The sequence below is a fragment of the Planctomycetaceae bacterium genome, from assembly GCA_041398825.1.
Lineage (GTDB): Bacteria > Planctomycetota > Planctomycetia > Planctomycetales > Planctomycetaceae > F1-80-MAGs062.
Genome location: JAWKTX010000006.1, coordinates 39001 through 59475, shown reverse-complemented (window position 1 = coordinate 59475; position 20475 = coordinate 39001). Strand labels below are relative to the sequence as shown.

The 20475-nt window shown below is 53.6% G+C and carries 16 protein-coding genes; 6 read left to right on the top strand and 10 right to left on the bottom strand.

Annotated elements, in window-relative coordinates; all coding sequences use genetic code 11:
- The gene (locus R3C20_12210) at positions 1 to 984 is read right to left on the bottom strand and encodes an MBOAT family protein (GenBank protein MEZ6041266.1); all 984 of its coding nucleotides are present in this window, start codon (positions 982 to 984) and stop codon (positions 1 to 3) included.
- Positions 985 to 1290: 306 nt separating this feature from the next.
- Here R3C20_12210 and R3C20_12205 point away from each other — a divergent pair, with 306 nt between their 5' ends.
- Together R3C20_12205 and R3C20_12200 are read left to right on the top strand one after the other, a co-directional pair.
- Positions 1291 to 3129, top strand: coding sequence for an aldo/keto reductase (locus tag R3C20_12205; protein ID MEZ6041265.1), 1839 nt, complete (start codon positions 1291 to 1293; stop codon positions 3127 to 3129).
- 381 nt (positions 3130 to 3510) lie between these two features.
- Positions 3511 to 3750, top strand: a complete 240-nt coding sequence (locus tag R3C20_12200; GenBank protein MEZ6041264.1) for a hypothetical protein — start codon at positions 3511 to 3513, stop codon at positions 3748 to 3750.
- A gap of 101 nt (positions 3751 to 3851) precedes the next feature.
- On the opposite strand, the gene R3C20_12195 is transcribed toward R3C20_12200, so the two are convergent.
- Positions 3852 to 4064 (bottom strand): BON domain-containing protein, encoded by a 213-nt coding sequence (locus R3C20_12195; protein MEZ6041263.1) that lies wholly within the window; start codon positions 4062 to 4064, stop codon positions 3852 to 3854.
- A 285-nt stretch (positions 4065 to 4349) separates the two neighbouring features.
- On the opposite strand from R3C20_12195, the gene R3C20_12190 reads away from it, so the two are divergent.
- The 3 genes from R3C20_12190 to R3C20_12180 all read left to right on the top strand — a co-directional run bounded on the left by R3C20_12190 (position 4350) and on the right by R3C20_12180 (position 8642).
- Entirely contained in the window at positions 4350 to 5861 is a 1512-nt protein-coding gene (locus R3C20_12190) for a sulfatase (GenBank protein ID MEZ6041262.1), read from the top strand.
- Between the two features lie 134 nt (positions 5862 to 5995).
- Complete coding sequence (locus R3C20_12185; GenBank protein ID MEZ6041261.1) at positions 5996 to 7369, top strand: arylsulfatase; 1374 nt, start codon at positions 5996 to 5998, stop codon at positions 7367 to 7369.
- A gap of 154 nt (positions 7370 to 7523) precedes the next feature.
- Positions 7524 to 8642, top strand: a complete 1119-nt coding sequence (locus tag R3C20_12180; GenBank protein MEZ6041260.1) for a DUF1080 domain-containing protein — start codon at positions 7524 to 7526, stop codon at positions 8640 to 8642.
- Between the two features lie 124 nt (positions 8643 to 8766).
- On the opposite strand, the gene R3C20_12175 is transcribed toward R3C20_12180, so the two are convergent.
- From R3C20_12175 to R3C20_12155, 5 genes are all read right to left on the bottom strand, one after another.
- Positions 8767 to 9414, bottom strand: coding sequence for a hypothetical protein (locus R3C20_12175; GenBank protein MEZ6041259.1), 648 nt, complete (start codon positions 9412 to 9414; stop codon positions 8767 to 8769).
- A 265-nt stretch (positions 9415 to 9679) separates the two neighbouring features.
- Positions 9680 to 10330, bottom strand: coding sequence for a hypothetical protein (locus R3C20_12170; GenBank protein ID MEZ6041258.1), 651 nt, complete (start codon positions 10328 to 10330; stop codon positions 9680 to 9682).
- 111 nt (positions 10331 to 10441) lie between these two features.
- A complete protein-coding gene (locus R3C20_12165; protein ID MEZ6041257.1) occupies positions 10442 to 10672 on the bottom strand; it encodes a hypothetical protein in 231 nt (76 codons plus the stop codon).
- A 127-nt stretch (positions 10673 to 10799) separates the two neighbouring features.
- Complete coding sequence (locus R3C20_12160) at positions 10800 to 11321, bottom strand: YaiI/YqxD family protein (GenBank protein MEZ6041256.1); 522 nt, start codon at positions 11319 to 11321, stop codon at positions 10800 to 10802.
- A gap of 66 nt (positions 11322 to 11387) precedes the next feature.
- Positions 11388 to 14099: a PQQ-dependent sugar dehydrogenase gene (locus tag R3C20_12155; GenBank protein ID MEZ6041255.1), complete on the bottom strand. Its 2712-nt coding sequence runs from the start codon at positions 14097 to 14099 to the stop codon at positions 11388 to 11390.
- Between the two features lie 403 nt (positions 14100 to 14502).
- Here R3C20_12155 and R3C20_12150 point away from each other — a divergent pair, with 403 nt between their 5' ends.
- On the top strand, positions 14503 to 15903 hold the full coding sequence (locus tag R3C20_12150) for a DUF1501 domain-containing protein (GenBank protein MEZ6041254.1): 1401 nt from the start codon (positions 14503 to 14505) through the stop codon (positions 15901 to 15903).
- 56 nt (positions 15904 to 15959) lie between these two features.
- On the opposite strand, the gene R3C20_12145 is transcribed toward R3C20_12150, so the two are convergent.
- The 3 genes from R3C20_12145 to R3C20_12135 all read right to left on the bottom strand — a co-directional run bounded on the left by R3C20_12145 (position 15960) and on the right by R3C20_12135 (position 20264).
- Positions 15960 to 16784: a hypothetical protein gene (locus tag R3C20_12145; protein ID MEZ6041253.1), complete on the bottom strand. Its 825-nt coding sequence runs from the start codon at positions 16782 to 16784 to the stop codon at positions 15960 to 15962.
- 136 nt (positions 16785 to 16920) lie between these two features.
- The gene (locus tag R3C20_12140) at positions 16921 to 18360 is read right to left on the bottom strand and encodes a sulfatase (protein ID MEZ6041252.1); all 1440 of its coding nucleotides are present in this window, start codon (positions 18358 to 18360) and stop codon (positions 16921 to 16923) included.
- 131 nt (positions 18361 to 18491) lie between these two features.
- Entirely contained in the window at positions 18492 to 20264 is a 1773-nt protein-coding gene (locus tag R3C20_12135) for a hypothetical protein (GenBank protein ID MEZ6041251.1), read from the bottom strand.
- Between the last annotated feature and the right edge of the window lie 211 nt (positions 20265 to 20475).

Here is a 20475-nt window from a genome sequence, read left to right as displayed (position 1 = left end):
TTAGTGCCCCCGATTCTGCAGCAATGGAACCACAACTTTCACGACAAATGCGTGATGAAACAAAATGACGGCTGGAACTCCGGCCACCAGAAGTGCCCAGAATCGGCCGAGCCACCCGTCGTTGATTCGAATGAGCTGCCGGCTCACGATACGTTCAGTCACAATGCCTGCACCCTGAATTGCGAAGTACAGCGTCGGCAGCCCGTAGCCAGCTTCTGCAGGAACTGAGATAGCCAGTTCGTGAATGATGCCTGAAAAGGCATAGCCCACAAGGATGGCCAGCATCGGGCCGATTCGACGAATTCTCCTGCTCAGACCCGTGTCTTCTTTTGACGAATGTTTCGAACTGAATTCCTGAAACCATCGCGAAAGAGGTGTGAAAATTTGTGAGTGAGCATAGTCCCGGAAAGCAAGATTCCAGCGGCGGCTCCAGAAATCGGCAAGTGAATTCGCCATGACCGGCCAGTTCATGATGGGTCGAACATTGCGCCCCTTCGACTGCCAGAACAATGCCATCCAGTGGAACAGACCAAAGTGAAGCATGAAGACGACACCGGCGAGCGCGGTCCATCCTGCCGCCCATTTATTCCATGAAAGCATTCTCGGGGCGAGAATCCAGAATAAGAAGCCTCCCGCAGCAGTTTTGCTTCCAGCGAACCCCCAGTCTTCTCGTGGAATGTGTCTTGCCGGCACTGTGGTGAAGAATTCGGCCGCGTTTAATCCTGGCCAGGCAACGAACCAGAACCACTGGTCCCGCTTTGAAAGAGCAGTCAGGCCGCTTTGACGGGGATTTCTGTCGCCATTCTTCCGTACCTTGGACAGCGGATTTGATTTGAATCTGAATTCAACCAGCACATGCAGTTTGATCAGAAAGAACAGCGAAAATGAAACCAGGCACATCCTGACGAACGGGGAAACCCCATCGCACAGGCCCCAGAGTCCCGGTGTCAGCAGGGCTGTCATCCAAATCAGGCGTGAGTTCATTTTCTTACCCCGGCATCCGAACCGGGTGACCGAGATGCATTTAACGGCTTTCAGGCACGGTTCCTGAAATTACCGCTTTCCAATTGACGGAACTGAGTCAGTCACAGACGGCTGGAATGCGGGGGCAAATATCCACTGCATTGCGTAATCGATTCATCCCTTACCAACCAATTAGGAAAATCCTCGGTTGCGCCGCCACATTGGACAGCAGCCTGGTTATCCTGTTACGCGCCAGCAGGGATGCACTGGAGGGAATGGTTGGCCTGCAACAGCGTCTCGATGTGTCCTGAAATCAGAGTGTTCGCAATGTCTGATGAGTTCGAAAAAACTGACCCCAGTGATTCTGTACCAGTGAGGCTTCCGGGTCAGCTGAGTTTTGCCTGGGATATGGATGACGAACCTGTTGCGCCGAAGGTGAAGAAAAAGAAGAAAGATCGCACTGCGAAAAGTGCTGCGGCCGGGGATCAGGCTGGGACGACTTCAGATCACGCTGATGCACTCATTCAGAAGGATGGCAAACCTGCGGCAGGCAAACCGGTCTCCAAAAAGGCAACGAAGAAACACAAAAAGAAGAAGTCGGCAGAAAAACGATCCGCCGGGAATCGTCATCAGGCTGCTGATTTGACTCCATCCGACGCCATTGCAGAAGGTCTGGTATCTTCGGAAACCACGAACCCACCAGGCGCCGTTGTGGCTGACCAGAATACTGCCGCTGCCTCCGTCGAATTACCGGATGCGACAGAGCCAGAGTCTCGAATTCCGCCTGACAGTAATGGCGTTGAACAGGATGCGGATTCAGCCATGGTTGCGGCGGCAGATCATTCAGCGGTCGATGCATCCTCGAAGAAAACGGCATTGGTTAGCCGAGTGAAACGGAAAGCTTCCGACAGGGACAAGTCTGTCCGGTCAAAAGCGACGCACGAGGTTGTTGCATCTCCGGTGACGAAACGGCGTTCCAAACGTTCCGCACAAACAATCCCGTCCGAATCACTCAAACTGGAAGAAGCCTCTGTTTCCTTAACGTCCCTGGCTGATGCCGACCACGACGAAAGGGAGGCCGTCCGTGAAGATGCTGTTGAATCGCCAGGTTCTGGTGTGTCTAAAAAGGTAACCTCAGGTATGAATCTTAAGCCAGCGTCCAACCCGGAACGGGATTACTCAGAAACCATGGAATACATTCCACTGAAATGGGGTGCCCGGCTGCCCAAAGTTGGTTTTGGATTCTGGAAGGTTGATAAAGACAAGACCGCTGATGTTTGCCGTCAGGCGATCCAGGTTGGGTATCGACACCTGGACTGTGCCTGCGATTACGGGAATGAAGTCGAAGTGGGGCAGGGTATTGCCGCAGCGATCGGCGAAGGACTTTGCGAACGCGAAGACTTGTGGGTGACATCCAAACTTTGGAACACCTATCACGCAGCAGAACATGTTCGGCCGGCATTTGAGCGAAGTTTGAATGATCTGGGTCTGGACTACCTGGATTTGTATTTGATCCACTTCCCGATCGCCCAGCGATTTGTCCCTTTCGAGCGACGATATCCTCCCGGTTGGTTCACCGATCCGGATGCAAAGAATCCTGTGGTTGAAGAGGTGCGTGTTTCCATTCGCGAAACCTGGCAGGCGATGGAAGAGCTGGCCAAAGAAGGTTTGATCAAGCAAATCGGTGTCTGTAATTTCACGACCGGCTTGTTGCGGGATCTGCTGTCCTGGTGCCACATTCGTCCGTCCGTCATTCAGGTAGAAACGCATCCACAGCTCGCGCAGAAGCGATTGCTGCGTTATTGCCAGCAGGAACGAATTGCTTACACGGCATTTTCCCCGCTGGGCGCACAGAGCTACTTTAGTCTTGGGATGGCTGACCCTGCAGAATCCGTCCTGGGGAATTCCGTTCTGATTGAGATTGCAGGTGCGGTTGGCAAGACACCTGCGCAGGTCGCACTGCGATGGGGTGTTCAGCGCGGGACCTCCGTGATTCCCAAAACTTCCAGCGTCGAACGGATGAGAGAAAACATCAATATCTTCGACTTCGAACTCTCCGAAGATCAGATGATGGCAATCGACGATCTGGACCAGCACCGGCGTTTCAATGACCCAGGCCACTTCGGCGAGGCCGCCTTCAATACGTTCCTGCCAATTTACGACTGACAGAAATGTGGAACGTCTGGTTGATACGGAAAAGCCTCGGTCATCCGCCGAGGCTTTTCAATTGGACTCCTGGACCTGGATGTACTCTGGTGGGGGAAACGCGTTCACGTTTGAATGGATCCCAGACGTGAAGTTAGCAGATAAGCAAACCCAACAATGCTGGCTCTTCCTGAATCGATTTGCCTGGCATAAGTTTTCCCGCTCGCTGGATGAGGCGTGCGCTTCAAGAGAAAACCATGATCACTGGCTTTGGTGTTGTGCCCGAGAAAGATTGCTGAAGGCCCGGTGTTTCACTGGTGAGACCACTCTTTCCGGTTTTTGGCACAAGACTTTCATGGAGATATGCTCAGTTTCAATTCTGTTCTGCAAAGGAGAGAAAACATGAATCGAGCGAATTCAACATCGACTGTGGAAGTCATGGCTGGCAAAAGCAAACTTCAACGATTGTTTCCGAGAGTCAGTTGTTATCTCGTCAACGGCATGCTGGTGATGTGGGGCATCGTCGGAAGCGAAGCGATAAAGCTTCAGGCTGAGGAAATGGCCTGGAGTGAATTTAGTGTTGAATCGATTGTCAACCAGCTGCAGATTGAAGGGGCCCGCGAGGACGAACCGCAGGGATAGATCGCAGACTCATGTGTTGATCATTCAGGATGAGTCGCCCGGGCGCCCGTGATCTGAGGCGTCTGTTTCGACTCACGCCAGCTTGTTTGAGTTGAAGGGGCTCAACAATCCTGCTGGACATGCACTCGATTGACAATCTGCCGAACCCCGGGGATGTGCTTTGTCAGAACCTGAGCCATTTGCTTTGCGTAAAAACTACGCACTTTACCGTCGAGCAGGACCGCGCCCCCTTGTACGGAAACGGCCACGTCCTTCATGTCGCTGTGGCGGCTGTTGAGTGCATTGACGATACGGTCCACGATTTCTTCGTGCATTTTGAAATCCCTGCCATTCTGAACCTGATTCACCACTCTTGGCGCCTGCCTCCTGTTCACGACGAGATGGCAAATCCCATGCCGCGTTGAACCAGAAATCCGCCTTTAACATCACCTTCGGCAAGGTCCGGAAAGTGAGGTTGATCGTCCGACGAATTGTCGAAGTTACAAAATTGTCGGAACATCTCATCCCGCAATGGTTTGAGTAAATGCTGGCTCTGTGGAAATCATTTTGGATAAGATACGCCCCAGTGAATCAACCACAGAATTCTCTGGGATGAAAGCATGTTTTTCGCAGGTTCAGATAAGAAACGCCTTTGTCATTTGTTCAATCAACACTCAGCCTGCGCGCTTAGCGCGCGGCTGTCTCTGCTGATGTTCGTGATGTTTTCTGGCGCTGTGTCGTTCGCAGCATCGCCAGTCATTCCTGCTGATCAACCGAATTCTGTGCAACCGAATATTGTGTTGATCATTGCCGACGACTGCACCTATCGCGATTTGGAGGTGTATGGTGGTCAGGCAAGAACACCCAACCTTGTGAAACTGGCTGAGCAGGGTATGCAGTTTGATCGGTGCTTTCAGGCCGCCCCAATGTGTTCTCCGACGCGTCACTGTCTTTACTCGGGGCTTTATCCGGTCAAGTCCGGCGCCTATCCGAATCATACAATGGCTCATGACTGGGTGCAGAGCATCGCAACGTACCTGCAACCCGCTGGTTATCGGACCTTCCTGTCCGGGAAGACGCATATCGGCCCACGGGCGGTCTTCCCCTTTGAATACAGTGGCCAGGGAAATAATCCGGATCTCGACGCGATTGATGCGGTGTTGGGTGATTGTTCGGCTCAGGAGACTCCGTTTCTGCTGATTGCGGCCTCAAATGAACCGCATACGCCATGGAACAAGGGGGATGCCTCTGCTTATCCGCCATCTTCGCTCAAACTGCATCCGATTCTGGTGGATTCGCCTGATACGCGTGAAGCTTACTCCAGGTATCTGGCTGAGATCACATACTTCGATGATCAGGTGGGCAGGATTCTGGCACTGCTGGAGAAACATCGTCAGGTACAAAACACAATGGTGATTGTGTTGAGCGAACAGGGTTACAGCTTCCCTTTTGCCAAGTGGACCTGTTACGACACTGGTTTGCAGAGTGGATGCCTGGTGCGCTGGCCGGGGCGAATCAAACCGGGCAGCCGCAGCGATGCGATGGTTGAATACGTCGACATTGTTCCCACGGTCCTGGAAGCTATCGGCCTTGACCGACCAGACGTGCTTGATGGAAAGTCTTTTCTTCCAGTACTGACAGGCAATGCTTCGACACATAAAAAGTATGTGTTTGGATTACAGACGTCACGTGGAATCAATGCCGGCCCCGAGCATTACGGCATTCGCAGCGTTCGGAGTGAACGGTATCGCCTGATCCGCAACCTCACCCCGGAAACAACTTTTGTCAATGCCGCAACGAACGATCCTACATTCAGAACCTGGCGCAGTTTGGCAGCCGATGGAGATGCACAGGCAGCTTCGCTGGTGCACGATTACCAGCACCGTCCGGCCTGGGAACTTTACGACTGCGTCAGTGATCCGTGGAATCGCAGCAACCTGATTGACGACCCTTCACTGGTGGAAATACGTCGCGAACTGACCGATCAACTGGATCGTTGGATGCAGCAACAGGGAGACAACGGCCAGGAAACAGAGATGCTCGCGCTGACTCGCATGCCACGCCACACTGAAGCCACAGAGAAGCCGCCTGCCAGTCCGAAGAAAAAGAAGGGCAAGAAGAAGGCTCGATAATTTCAGATGCCAGGATCTTCGACGTTTGTCGTCCCCGTCAGTTTGTCCGCCCCGTCAGTTTGTCCGCCGTAGTGGACCATTTTCCTGAATACATTCATTGCATGTCGTCAGGCATTCAGATCCGGAGTTGCCCTGTGAAGTTTTACACCGTTCAGTTCATTGCCCTGTTGAATCTGCTTGCATTCTCTGTGGCGTGGTCCGCAGAGTTGAAGACGCCGAATATTGTCTTCATCCTGAGCGATGATCTTGCCATGGGAGATTGCGGAGCTTACGGACAGAAGCTCATCCAGACGCCAAATTTCGATCGCCTGTGCTCTGAGGGAACTCGCTATCTACAGGCATACACAGGAACGACGGTTTGTGCGCCGGCGAGGTCGACGCTGATGACGGGATTGCACACCGGGCACTGTCCTGTGCGAGCGAATCGCGAAATTCAGCCGGAGGGTCAAATGCCTCTGCCTGCGGGAACATTTACTGTTGCGCAACTGCTGAAGCAAAGGGGCTACGCAACGGCATGCATCGGTAAGTGGGGCATGGGTATGTTTGACACATCGGGAAGTCCACTGAAAGTAGGGTTTGACCATTTCTATGGTTACAACTGTCAGCGACACGCACACAGTTACTTTCCCACATACCTTTACAACGACGACCAGCGATTTGATCTGCCAGGAAATGAAGGGAAAGCTGTTGGCGCGACATACGCTCAGAATCTGATTGCTGATGAGACGTTGCGTTGGGTGAAATCCGTCAGGGATCAACCCTTCTTTCTGTTCTATGCAATTACCCTTCCACATGGCCGTCATGAAATCGATGACTTTGGAATCTACGCCAACAAGCCCTGGACGAATCAACAGAAAGCCTACGCTGCACAGATTACGCGACTCGATAGTGATCTTGGTCGTCTCACGAATCTGCTCGTCGAACTTGGAATTGATAAGAACACACTGGTCATGTTTTCCGGCGACAATGGGTCTTCGTTTTCCGAAACATCCGAGATTGGTCGACTGTTTGATCAGACGATGGGCGGGCAGCTTCGAGGATTCAAACGCAGCATGTATGAAGGCGGTCTTCGCAACGCAGCCTTCGCCTGGTGGCCGGGAACGGTCCCTTCGGGCCGCGTTACTGACGAGCCGTGGGCGTTTTGGGACTTTCTACCCACTGTCGCTGAACTAACGGGGTCACAGATTCCCCCGGGCGTTTCTACAGACGGACATTCGCTCGTGTCATTCCTGAAAGGCGGCGCCGCGCCAGTGCGAGATTATTTCTACTGGGAGCTGCACGAAGGTGCCAGTATTCAGGCGGTTCGGTTTAACAACTGGAAGGCGGTGCGCAACGGGCCTCGTGAGAAAGTCGAATTGTATGATCTGGTCAGCGATCAGGGAGAGACGACTGACGTCGCTCAGGAACATCCTGACCTGGTGGCAAAGGCCACAAAACTGATGACGACAGCCCGGTCTGAAGATCCCAACTGGCCCATGCGGGATAAAAAGCCCGGAAAGAAAAGGTAGCAAACACGGATCAGGCGCGTCTGCCAAACGAGAACCTTCGCCCTTGCGATGGTTTTCGCTCGTGCGGATGACTAGCAATTCTCTCTTCGATCGATAGCCTGATGCCAACCGTTATTGGTGGGCCATACTGTCGCATCTTCCGAAGGTTGTTTCGATGTCATTCATCCGCACCGTTGCTGTGCTCTTCCTGTGCAGCACCTCGTTCAGTTTCGGTGGCATGGCGAATGCCGCAGAAGAAGAATTTCGCCCCCTGCTGAATGGAAGGAATCTGGAAGGGTGGATTCTTGTGAATACTCCAGCAGAAACCTGGAGTGTGCAGGACGAAATGCTGATTTGCACCGGCAAACCGATTGGAGAGATCCGAACGGAGCGGATGTACCAGAATTTTGTGATGGAAGTCGAATGGCGGCATATGGTGCCCGGTGGAAATGCGGGCATCTTTGTCTGGGCAGATGACATCACAGCCAGGGGAGTGCCATTCCATCGAGGCGTTGAAGTGCAGGTTCTGGAAAATGCATACGGACAAAGTCCGCATCACACGACGCATGGAGATATCTTCCCGATTCACGGCGCGAAAATGACTCCAGTCAACGGTCGCGGTGGAAGTCGTGCATTCCCAACCGAAGAGCGTTCAAAGCCTTCACCCGAATGGAATCACTACCGAATCGAGTGCAACGACGGGAGGATCAGTCTGGCTGTGAATGGTAAGGTGGTCACAAAAGGATACGATGCAAGTCCCCGCAAAGGATACATCTGCATTGAATCCGAGGGTGGCGTTGTTCATTATCGCAACATGAAGATTCGCGAATTACCGGACACTCCGGTTGACCCTGACGATGTTGCTGTTTCGAATCGAGGTTTCCACAGTTTTTATAGCGGACTGAATCTGAACAACTGGAAGACGAACGAAGACAATCTTCGTCACTGGCATGTCAAAGACTGGGTGCTGTCGTACGACGGCAAAGCGGAGTCTGTTGACGGGAAGACGCTCACCAGCCGCGAGACAATTCGTGATCGCGTCTTTCTTTTTGACATGAAGCCGGGGAAGGGCTTCGATGGCGTTGCCATTTGCGGAGCAATGTTGCCAACGCGGCTGACCAATCCCGGAGAATGGTATCGGCTTGAAGTGACCATCCGTAACGAAGCGATGGCCATCCGAATCAATGGCGAAGAAGTCACCTCGGACAATCCGGTGGCAGAGTCATTGCCATTTTCCCTGTATGTTGTCGGACCCGCCGACTTTGCAAACTTCTACGTTCGGGAATCCCGGTAAGGAAGAGGCAGTTCGAAATCGCGTCGTTCCGATGGGCAGGTGGAGCTGGAAAGTCCATCACCAGAACTGATGTATCGATGTCGTTTGGGCACTGCCCAGTATTGGAGATGGGCCGCATCGTAACTTACAGCATGGGCTGGTTTGAAACGGAGTCAGACTGACTCAGCAAGCGGGGCAGCTTTAGGACATCTTCGAAGACGGGCCGACTTCGTGGCCAGTATTCGTATGCTTTTCGAACACCCCAGCCAGCCGTGAGTCCTCCGAAGGCAAGAAAGAATACGAAGATCCCGATTTTCATAGAGAGAGTTGGTTGAGACGTCATCAGGTCCGGCGAGAACAACGGCATCAACATGAAAAAACCGAACATTGCCACAAACACGCAGACAGCAACCACTGCATACGAGCCGGAGTAAATTCGAGTTTGCGGCCGGAGTTCTGCCAGCCGATTCTTCAGTTCCAGCATGAGAATCATGAACGATTCCTCCTGGTTGGTCGCATATTCGCTGTATTTTCCGTTGGGGCGAAGATACTGACCATTCCGGACGGTGAGAGCTTTTGCATTCACAAATTTGATTCGGCAATACCGAGACCTGTAAGTACCGTGACGAGGATCCTGTGCTTTGATCCCGTCGTATTCGAACAGCGATTTGACTTCGGTGAGCGGGATCGAGCGAACAACGGTGCGGTGTTCATCCAGAATCGCTAACTCCTGCTCATCCAGACGGATTGTTACGGACTTATGGAAGATATTCTGTCGGTAGGTGTATTCCATTGCCGTCATCCTGATGGAGGTTTGCGTTGGGTGGCAGAACGGTTGTTGAGAGGGGCTGGCCAGCAACCCTCGACCGTTCCGCAGATTCAAACGCAGTTAGCCTCACGATCGGACAAGCCGATTCTGGAAATTCCGTGCTTCGCGTCGGCCGAATCATGCGACGATACGCCGCGCAGAACGACACCGCAATTCGTGTTTGGTCACGATGCGGTGTTGTTGGAGTAGTGCTTCTCAGGCGAGATTCTGGTGTATAAGATCGCCGAAATCAGAGCCGCCCGGATTGCAGTTGCTGCCGTTGCTGAGACGAAAGAATCTTCTTCAGCTCAGCATCCACACGGGCCTGGAGTGCGGCGACCTGCTGCCGCTGAGATGCACTCAGCTGAAGCTGATTCTGAACGAATGATGGAAGCACTTCACCTGGACGGCCGGGAGGCGGTCCATTGATTCCCTGACCATGGCCGGGAGGCCGACCACTGGGTTGTGCGCTCATGGAACTTCCACCCGAGATTGCCATCGCGGTGTTTAGCTCAGCGAATGTGACTAGTCCATCGCGGTTCACATCGGCCGGTGCGAGCATTTGCTGAATTCGGGGGTCGACGACTTCCGTTGCCGATAAAGCCCCATCGCCATTTGTATCGAGCGACATGCACTGCTGAATCATGGATGTCGGGTTTCCGGGCAATCCGTGCTGACCGCCTTGTCCCGGACCTTGTCCGCGATGCTGACCGCCCGTCTGTGAAAACTGGCTCGGCGAATTTCCTTGCGGTCCATTCTGACCAGATCCATTTCCACGTCCACCTCTTCCCGGTGGACCGGCTTCAATCGAAGTAACAACCATCGCACAGCTGGTGATCAGGGACAGACACATGATGGATTGTCTGCGAACAGAAACCAGGGGAAGGCTTAATGGCATCATGACACCTCATTCAACCGGACATACTTCGAGTCAGATTGAGTGTGTAACGTCCGGAACCCGGTTTGTTCCGCCAGCAATTTCGAGAATAGCGTTTGTTTGGGATCGACAGCGTCATGTTCGCTGAAAGAACTTGATGTCATTCGGATAGATACCACTCTGAATTTCGCCCCCATCAAGCTGAACGGCGTAATAGATCTGCCCATCTTCCTGTAGAATGATGTCCAGAATAGTTCCTGTCCCTTTTCCGTTATGCAGTGATTCGAACCATACCTGATCTCCAAATCGATAGGGCGATTGAAAGACAATCTGAAATCCACCAGAGCCGCTGTCACTGATCTCCATGACGTATCGCTTCTATTGCTTAAAGAGAACAGAGGTTTTTCTTCCCCGCAATTCACTCGAAAGCGACCCCGCCGTCCGATGCCTCTGGCGGTTTTGGAATTGCGCGGATTCATCGAATTTACATGGATTATCGCCGCATCCTCTGAGTCAGCGTACGATCCAGTGAATTGGCAAACTGCTGTAGATCTTTCTGATTCAGCGGCCGGGGACCGGATGTTTCCATCCCTGCAGAACGAAATTCTTCCATCAGGTTTCTTGTTGCCAGGCGACTGTGAACGGTTTGCTCATCGAAAACTTCACCCCTGTGACCGATCGCAATGGCCGATTTTTCAACGACTCGCGCAGCCAGTGGGATGTCGCTGGTGATGACGATATCCCCGACTTTCACTTGTTCGACAATGTGGTCGTCCGCTACGTTGGCCCCGTGAGCGACGGTCACCAGGCGAACCCACTGCGACGACGGTACATACATGCCCTGATTTGCTACCAGGACCATCGGCACGTGAACGCGTTTAACAGTCTTGTAAAGCAAATCCTTGACTGAAGCCGGACAGGCATCGGCATCCACCCAGATGCACAAAGGTTGATCGGGACATTGCGATTTGTCCTTTCTGATCGAATCAGTTTTAATCGGCTTTTGATCTGTCAAGAGTTGATGACTTTCTCATCTCTCGCCGTAGCTCTCCATTGGCGAGGGGGCGTTCAAAAACAGACATTATGGATTCGAAAACTGAATTGCATCCAGGTTCATCAGGCCACCCGCCTTTTCGGGGTGAGTGAAAACGATGATCAGGTCGTGTCGACCGGAAATACTGGTGTCCTGGTGGTCGATTTCAACCGTGCGTTCATAGAACTCTTCCCAGTTGCCATTCACTTCAACATCCACTGTCGCAAGTAAAGGGCCTTCGGGGTTGTCGACGCGCAGTTCAATAGTACCGCCGGACCCAGCGCTGGCGATCTTCAGTTTGACTTCGCCAACCTGATCAAAGTTGATCTTTCGGAATCGCAGAGTATGGCCGTGGTTGATTGCTCCGAGAAACTTCTGGCCACTGGCGTTGCCCGAACCCAGGACCTGCGGGCCGTTGATCTCATCAGCTGATTCCGCCTCAACCAGACGAGGCCGCAGGTAGACCGCCGCCGATGAACTCAGTGAAGGAACAATGCCAGAGCCCAGGTCGGTGTAGTTGACGTCCAGACGATAGTGGCCTGGCGAGTTCGCTTCTTCCGGGTTGACGGGAATTTCGCCAACAAATCCGTTGAAAACACGGACGAGTCCCGTGGGTTGCAAACTATAAATCCATCCCACCATTTCGCGAACTTCTTCGGCCGAATGATGACCATGCGGAATCATCGGAATCTTGCCCCAGACACCCGTCGAGCCCTTCATGACTCGCGCCACCGACGCTTCAAGAGCCTCCGGCTTATCCCTGTATTTATTCGCAATCTCGATGAGTTGAGGCCCGACTCGCTTTTGATCGACTGCGTGACAGTTGAAACAGTCGCTGCCCTTCATCCTCTTCAGGCCTGGCGGATCATTGGCAGCACTTCCTGCCACCGGTCCGCTGAACGAAAATACGTCCGGTGAATGCTGGGCGTTGACGACAACGCGAGCCGGTGATTCCCGGTCAATGTCGCTGGCTTTCTCGTTGTCGAGCAGGAATTCGTCGTTGGTCCCATCTTCAACGTCATTCACGATCACTTCGTATCGAAGCGGTTGATCGGCATCGAAGAAATCACCTGAGTTTGGGCTTGCGAATCGAACCTCCGGCCGTGAGTTGCCCGCAAGCACAGGCACAGCGGCAGTCTGAAATGCCCCGGATGTATCGGTGACAACAACTTCGATGTTATAGACACCCGGTTCTTCTATCGTGACGGTTGCGTTGGCGACATTTGCGAGTGACCTGGGGGCAGCTGCCTGATCCAGGGTATTGATTAATCGCCATTCATAAGTCAGCACATCGCCGTCTTTGTCGAAGCTGCCCTCACTGGAAAGAGTTACGGTCAATGGATGACGACCGATATTATTTTCGGCTTTGGCGACTGCCACGGGAGGGCGGTTGCCGCGAACATAATCGATGCGAATCAGGCGAGCGTCCTTATTCACGCCCCAGGTTTCTCCGTATTCCAGCATGTAGAGCGAACCGTCTGATCCAAAGTGCATATCGATCGGCCGGACAAAGTGATATTCGGGCATGAAAGGTTCAATCCTGGCGACGTTGTAGTCTTCGTCCAGGTGAACCAGTTTGACCCAGTGCCGTGACCATTCGTAAATAAACAGCACTCGATCAAGCGCTGCCGGAAACTTTGTCGCTGAAGAGAGGGTGGCATCAAAGTGATAAACAGGGCCGGCGCAGGCGGTCCGACCACCACTCGCAAGTTCCGGAAACTTCTCCGATGCAGCTCCTGGATAAAAAATCATTGCAGGCTGAGCAGGGGGCAGTTCCCGCACACCTTTGTTGTTGGGCGAATCATTGACCGGATGCAGGGGATCAAACAGTGGGCCGATTTCGCCTGTTTCGAAGTTCACATCGGCATAGGGCTGGTTATCTGCGTTAAAGTATGGCCACCCAAAGAATCCTGCCTGACGGGCCTGATTGATTTCATCATGTCCACGCGGCCCACGCGCATTGTTGCCGCCAGCATCCGGACCGACGTCGCCCCAGTACAGGAATCCGTTGGCCGGATCGATAGAAATACGCCAGGGGTTACGACAGCCCATCACGTAGATTTCCGGCATGCCCTCTGAACCGTCCTTTGGAAACAGATTGCCGTCCGGAACTTCGTACGTTCCGTCGGACAGCGGGCGAATTCGCAGCACCTTACCGTTACCGCTGCGACTGTTGGCGGCCGTGCCCTGCGCATCCCATGGCTCGCGTCCTGGACGTTCGTCAATCGGTGCGTAGCCCTGGGAATCTTCAAACGGATTTGTATTGTCGCCGGTGGATGCGAATAAACATCCATCCGGACCAAACTGCAAAGCGCCGGCATGATGACAACACTGTTTGCGCTGTTCGTTGTATTTGAAGAGAAGTTTTTCCGTTGTCGCGTCCAGTTGTCCGTCGATCAGCGTGAAGCGACTGATATGCTGACCTTCGAAATCGGGTGGAGAATACTGCAGATAGATCCATCCATTGCTGGTGAAATCCGGATCAAGCGCCATTCCGATCAAACCGTTTTCCTGCTCCGTCGTTACGTTCACCCTGCCGACATTTCGAACCACCTGTGTGACCGGATCCAGGGCCCTGATATCGCCTTCCAGTTCAATGAAGTAGATCGTGCCGTCTGCCGCGACTTCCAGTTCCATGGGACGCATTAGTCCTGTTGCCAGAACTGTTGGCTCGAATCGGGTGGAATCAAAGGAACTGTCTTCGGCGGCCTCAGTTTGCTGAGGCGAAATTGCCACCACGATGACAAGAATTACAGTCATCAGAGCTCTGAAGGTTGTCGAACATGCAAAATGGTCACTTGAATGGAGAAGCGACAATGAGGCGTTTTCGAGCGTTCGCTCGCATCGAGTCAAGGGCAACGCCCTTGTTAGGCGGATCATTGAATGGCTCAACTGGTGGTGGGTAATGCGTTGTGAGGTCGTGCCACAGGACGGGCAGGGGAGGCCAAATTACGGCACCGCGGCACGATTCGCAAGGGTCAATTGGGTTGAGTAACTGTTCAGGCGCAGGTCGGAGAATCGTTTCTGCAGACAACGAGCAATCCGGCGTTTGGTCGATTCTTTCACCTTGAGCTTTTCATGTGAGCCCATTCCGTTCAGAATCGGCAGCAGTGCCTTCTGTCATCCGTTCGTAATTTCAGCCTGCCTGGTAGAAGAATCCTCCATGCTGACTATCCTGGGGCCACGACGCAATAACGGGAATTGCTGTGATCGAGCTGGAGTGGGGCGTGTTGGAAGCGGCGAACCAACGCGACGTGATTTTCTGACGATTGGCGGAATGGCCATGGGCGGAATTGCGTTGCCCGATGTACTCCGAGCGGATGACGCCGCCGGGCAAACGACTTCTCACAAGGCCATCATTAACATCTATCTGCCGGGCGGGCCGCCCCACCTGGACATGTGGGACCCGAAGCCGGAAGCTCCCAGAGAGATTCGCGGTGAATTCTCGGCCATCGAAACCAGCGTGCCCGGCATTTACGTCAGTGAGCTATTTCCTCGCATGGCTCAGATGATGGATAAGTTTGCCATTGTTCGTTCGCTTGCGGACTCCGACGGTGCGCACGATGCCTATCAGTGCATGACAGGTCGCAGGAAAGGAGGACGGCAGCCTCCCGGTGGATGGCCGTCCGGTGGGGCGTGGGTATCACACATGCTTGGGCAGGTGACAGAAGCGATCCCGGCCAATGTCGCCATGATGTATCAAACTGGAAACAAAACATGGGGTGAACCGGGAGACGGCGGTTTTCTGGGAGTGCGACATTCGCCATTCAATCTTGTCGGCCGCGAAGCCCGCAGTCGCTCCGACAACATGATGCTGCGAGGTATTACTCTGGATCGTTTGCGCGATCGCAACGCACTCCGCGCGTCGCTTGATACGTTTCGCAGAGAAGCCGACCAGCAGGGGAAAATGGAAAGTCTGGATGTCTATGCTCAGCAGGCAATGGGGATTCTGACCACATCAGCACTGATGGATGCGATGGACCTTTCCAAAGAAGATGAGCGAGTTCTCGCTCGTTATGGACACAGCAGTGAGGCCTTCCAGCGTGATGGCGCACCTCCGATGGTGGAGAACTTTTGTCTGGCTCGGCGCCTGGTAGAGGCAGGAGCTCGTTTTGTGTCGCTCAATTTCAGTCGCTGGGACTGGCATGGTCCGGATGGAATGAACTTCCCGAAGTGCCGCGAGGAATGCCCTCGCCTTGATCAGGGGTTGGCCGCGCTTGTCACGGATCTGCATGAACGGGGGCTGGACCAGGACGTGTCGATCGTTGTCTGGGGAGAATTCGGTCGGACGCCCAAAATCAATGCCAACAACAGTCGCGACCACTGGCCACAGGCAAACACTGCTGTCCTGGCAGGTGGAGGAATGCGAACCGGGCAGGTGGTTGGTTCAACGAATCGCTATGGCGAAGTGCCGCAAATTCGCCCGGTCAAGTTTCAGGAAGTCTTCGCCACTCTTTACAAATGCGCTGGCATTGACAGCGAGAATACCCGTGTTTTCGACCAGTCCGGTGTCCCGCAGTACTTGGTGGATCCGGGTCACCTTCCGATGCATGAGCTGGTCTGAACGTATGCCCGGCTTTCCGACAAGGTCACGGTGCAGTCGTGGCGCGACAATAGAGTTTACCTGTCCTGTTCCGTGGGCGTGTTGCCTTGACCGATGAGGCTGTCCAGCATCTGGATTCGCCATTCCACATTCCGGGGGCCTACTTCGTACGTCTCATGCGCGTAGTATGACCCAAGGGCTGTTCGAATGGATAATCCTCCGGTTTGTTTGCGGATGAAGACGTCCAGGTCATCCCATTGAGTTCGGTCCGCACCGTAAGCGTAGGCGTACTCACCTGAATTGTGGTAGTACGAAAAATTGAGTACCGGAATTCCATCGGGAACACATGTGACCCTTTGATCGCAATAGCCGGTGCAGATAATGAAATCGATCTGAACCTCGTCTGCACATTTGACCTGCCAGTTGATTTCGCTGTAGCCGGTCAGGACGAGGATCACTGGTCCGGTGTCATCGGTCACATTGACGACGACGACGTCGTTGTGGTTTTTCTGCGTGTAGGCTCCGACAGCATGTATGAAGGGTTCGGCGTGGCACGGCATTGATACGGCGTGGCGGAACGGTCGCTCCACGCTTTGGATTTGCTGCTGCAGTTCATCTGCCTTTCGTGTGTTTCCATCATCGACGAAGTTCGCATGTTTTTGTCGAAGGGAAAGCAGATGCTGATACACTCGGGCCAGCGGTGTGTCGAGAGTGGGCGTACATTCAGAGGGTGTGATGTCGTTTCCGCTGTCACTGTCACTCCTGTAAGACGGACCCGAGGGCGGTGCCTCAGCCTTCTGTTCTGCGGACAGAGAAGGATTCCATTCTGTCGATATCGCAGCCGCGGACACACAGTAAGTGAACAGGCATGCAAGGAGTACCGTTAAGCGAAATGAGTTCATCCGTTGAATCCTTCAGTGAGACGTGCGGGGCATGACTACTGAAGTGTGTGGCATGCAGGATTGGTTCAATCGAATTCGCAGATTCCTGAATGAAACGGAGTCGTCTGACTGTCAACCTGTCCATCGCGGACGCGGGCTATCTGCCGTCTTTAACGGGTCTCCGGCGTTTTTCTTTTTTCTGAACACCACCATTGGGTTTTGCCAGCTCCGTGGATCGTTCGGCGTCGTAGTCGGGATTTGGTTCGGGCATTCTCGCTCCAACCTGGTGCCTCCATGTCTGCAGGGCTGTGTGCAGGCGTGCAGCCATATCTGTTCGGGTGACGCTCAGGTTGGTGGATTCTCCGATGTCATTGTTGAGATCATAGAGTTCCAGTCGGTGGTCTTCGTGGAATTCCAGCAGTTTATAACCGCCCATTCGAATCGCGCTCGCAGGCGTACTGTGGTGGTAGTGGGGAAGATGCCAGAACAGGGCACGCTCAGGCAGTGAACAGCTTGCATCCTGAAGCACTCCTTTCAGGCTGATCCCGTCGTTTGGTTGTGTCTTCGGAAGCTGACAACCTGCAAGATCTGCGAACGTTGCGAATAGATCGATGGTGCTGGCAATCTCATCTGTCTTCGTCCCCGGTTGAACTTTGTTTTGCCAGCAGGCGATCATCGGAACCCGGATTCCGCCCTCGTAGAGCGTGCCTTTTTCTCGACGCAGTGGTTTGTTAGACGTGGTGATTGTGCCATTCTGTTCGGTTTCAAGCCCGCCGTTGTCAGATGTAAAGATGATTAATGTTCTGCCTGACAACTGAAGTCGTTCGATCGTGTCCAGAATGCGTCCAACGCTTTCGTCAAGTTCTTCAATGAGTCCGGCATAATCCGGCCGTGACGGATAATTACTGGCCGCAGGCTTTTGTTGATATTTCTCACGCCTGGATTTTGTTGTGGAAAGCGGGATGTGTACGGCCGTGTGTGATACCTGAAGCAGAAATGGCTGGTCACGATTCTGTTCAATGAAATCAACGGCCATGTTTGTCAGATATTCGGCCATTCGATCTGTACCGGCGACTTTCGCCATCGCTGGTGAAAGAGTATTTCCCTGAGTTTCAACGGCAGTCTGCCAGCCTTGATCCTTTGGGCCAAAGCCAGTGCCGCCCAGATGCCACTTTCCAAAGTAGCCGGTCTTGTAGCCCGCTTTCCCGAGCAGTTCGGCGAATGTCGTCACCTCCAGAGGAAGTTGTCGGGGCACTTCGGGGTCACGCAGTTTTGCAAATGGTCTTCGGTGCCCGGGGATGTGCTGCGTTATTCCGAATCGAGCCTGATCCTGACCAGACTGAATATTGGCTCGCGTGGGAGAACACACAGGGCCAGCGTAGAATTGCGTCCAGCGCATCCCCATTGCGGCGAGTTGATCGATGCGGGGGCTTTCATTGTATTGATTGCCGTAACATCCGAGATCAGCCCAACCCAGATCGTCTGCCAGTATCAGAATAAGATTCGGGCGCGTATCCGGATTGCTTGAGCCCTGAACGGTATTCGCCCTGAACGCGAGGGGTATCAGGCAAAGAGCTAGTAGGCGAAAGAACTTCACTGAATCACTTCGGAGAGGCGACATGGAATTAGGCCTGATTCCTGAATGGAACGGAACTGGTATCGCTGCATCATGCCTGCAAACGATTCTGAAGTCATTCCGTTGGAAAGAACGTTATCACACGGCTTCCACTATGACACCGCCTCTACTTTCTCAATCGGACGGCTGATGACGATTTCCCAGAGCCAGTGAATTGCGGTCCAGACTTCCGGCACCTGGTTGACGAAACTCCGCAGACCAATCCCTGTGTCATATCGCCAGTCCGGTGCTTCCAGGTCAAGCAATTGGATCATCGGCCCGGCCGCCTCTTCAAACTGCCGCTCCTCCAGCAGGCGAAGGATCTCAAGATCCCGTTCCATGGATCCCAGCTGCGTATGACTGACAATCTGGCGGAAAGCCCTGATCAGCAGGGTTCGCATACCGCCGAGTTCTCCGGATCGGAGACTCAATCCGGCAATGATCATCAGCCAGTAGGCTCGACCGCATTCCAGACCCGTCGTCAGGACAGAATCACGCCATTCGCAGAACAACTTGTCCTCGCCATCAATCAGGCGAGCGCCTGCCAGCTTGGAGAGCTCCAGAGAACTACTGCCACCGTACATGGCGGGAGCGATGGAGATGGATTCGAACTTGTCGATCCCGGAAAGTTCCAGCTCCAGCCGATGTTTGCCTTCGCCTGGCGTCACATAGAAATCACGAACGCCCCCATTTTGGTACAACAGAAGCAGATCGACATCGCTGCTCTCGGATTCTTCACGCCTGCCACGAGAACCAAACAAAACCATGAACCGGGGCATCGGATTCAGCCCGGCTTCCGTGAGTTTGTCGGCAACACGCTGAATCGCACGAACCGCCTTGGATACTCTGGATGAAATTCCGCCTTCGATCAGCAGGCGAGCGACCTCCTCACCTATGGATTCCGTATCGACTGTCGCCAGCTGTTCCGGCGTCAAATCGCCTCCCTCAAAGACTCTGCGATGAAGGTCGGCCATTTCCTGGGCAGTGGCATGGGCTTCGTAATACAGCTTGCGATTGGTCCCAAACTCCCACGACTTGTAGGGTGTTACCGGATGGTCGATGTGCAGCAGTGCTTCGACACGATGGAACAGGTTCATAATGCGAAGTCGTCGTGCAGCCGCAACGGCCATCACTGAATCTTCAAACCCCCAACCCAGGAAATCTGCAAACCCTCCGCAGGTATCATACGCGGCCCCATGTATGACCATGAAGCAGCCGGGAAAACAGAAGCCCATGGTCTGAAACTTTTCCCCTTCCGCGACAGGATCAAAGACCTCGTCCGCGACAACGTTCAGGGAATCCGATCTCCATCGTGCGATGGCCTGAGTCAGTTTGGTGTCATCATGGATGCGGGGGTAACGCATATAGTGCCGAGCCGGAAACATGGCGGCGTCAAACTGGCCGGCCAGTAATTCGGAGACAATGACGTCAACGACTCGCCAGTCACGGAGCAGCATGTCGTCATCCAGGAACATCAACAATTCTTCTGTCGCTGCGGCTCGACCAATGTTGCGCGCCGCACCGCGCCGATTAGGTTCACAGGACTGCCACACGACTTCTTTTCCGGCCTGTTGAAGTAGTTCGCTGATTTGCGATTGAAGCTCTGCCTCTCGTGCTCCAGGCCCGTCCGATGATTCCGCCTGAACGAGCACGACCTGGCGGATGCACTGGGATGCTTCAATGCCTCGCAGTACGCGCAGCAGGACTCCATGTTTCACGGATTGATTGAGTGCCGTTGGAATGATGAGCGAAAGTGGTTGAAGTTGTGCCACCGGAGATTGAATTGTCAGATCAGGCGCAGGTTTCAGCTTCAGGTAGTCGCGGAAGAGCTCGTCAAAATGCGTTTCTTCGGTGCCACCGTGTAGCTGCAAAACACCAGCGTCCATGTATTAAGTCCTCTACAAATTCATGCGAATAGGTTCAAAGCTGGCAGCCATACACGAGACGGACCGCACCATTCGTCGTGCAAACCAATGGACTCGTGTGCAGATTCCTGAAGACTGCACTTATTGATGACTCTGATCCAAAGGAGGTCGCTGTTTTGCGGACGCATTTTTTACACTCGCGTGGGTAGGTGCAACCCACGGCGCCGTGCAA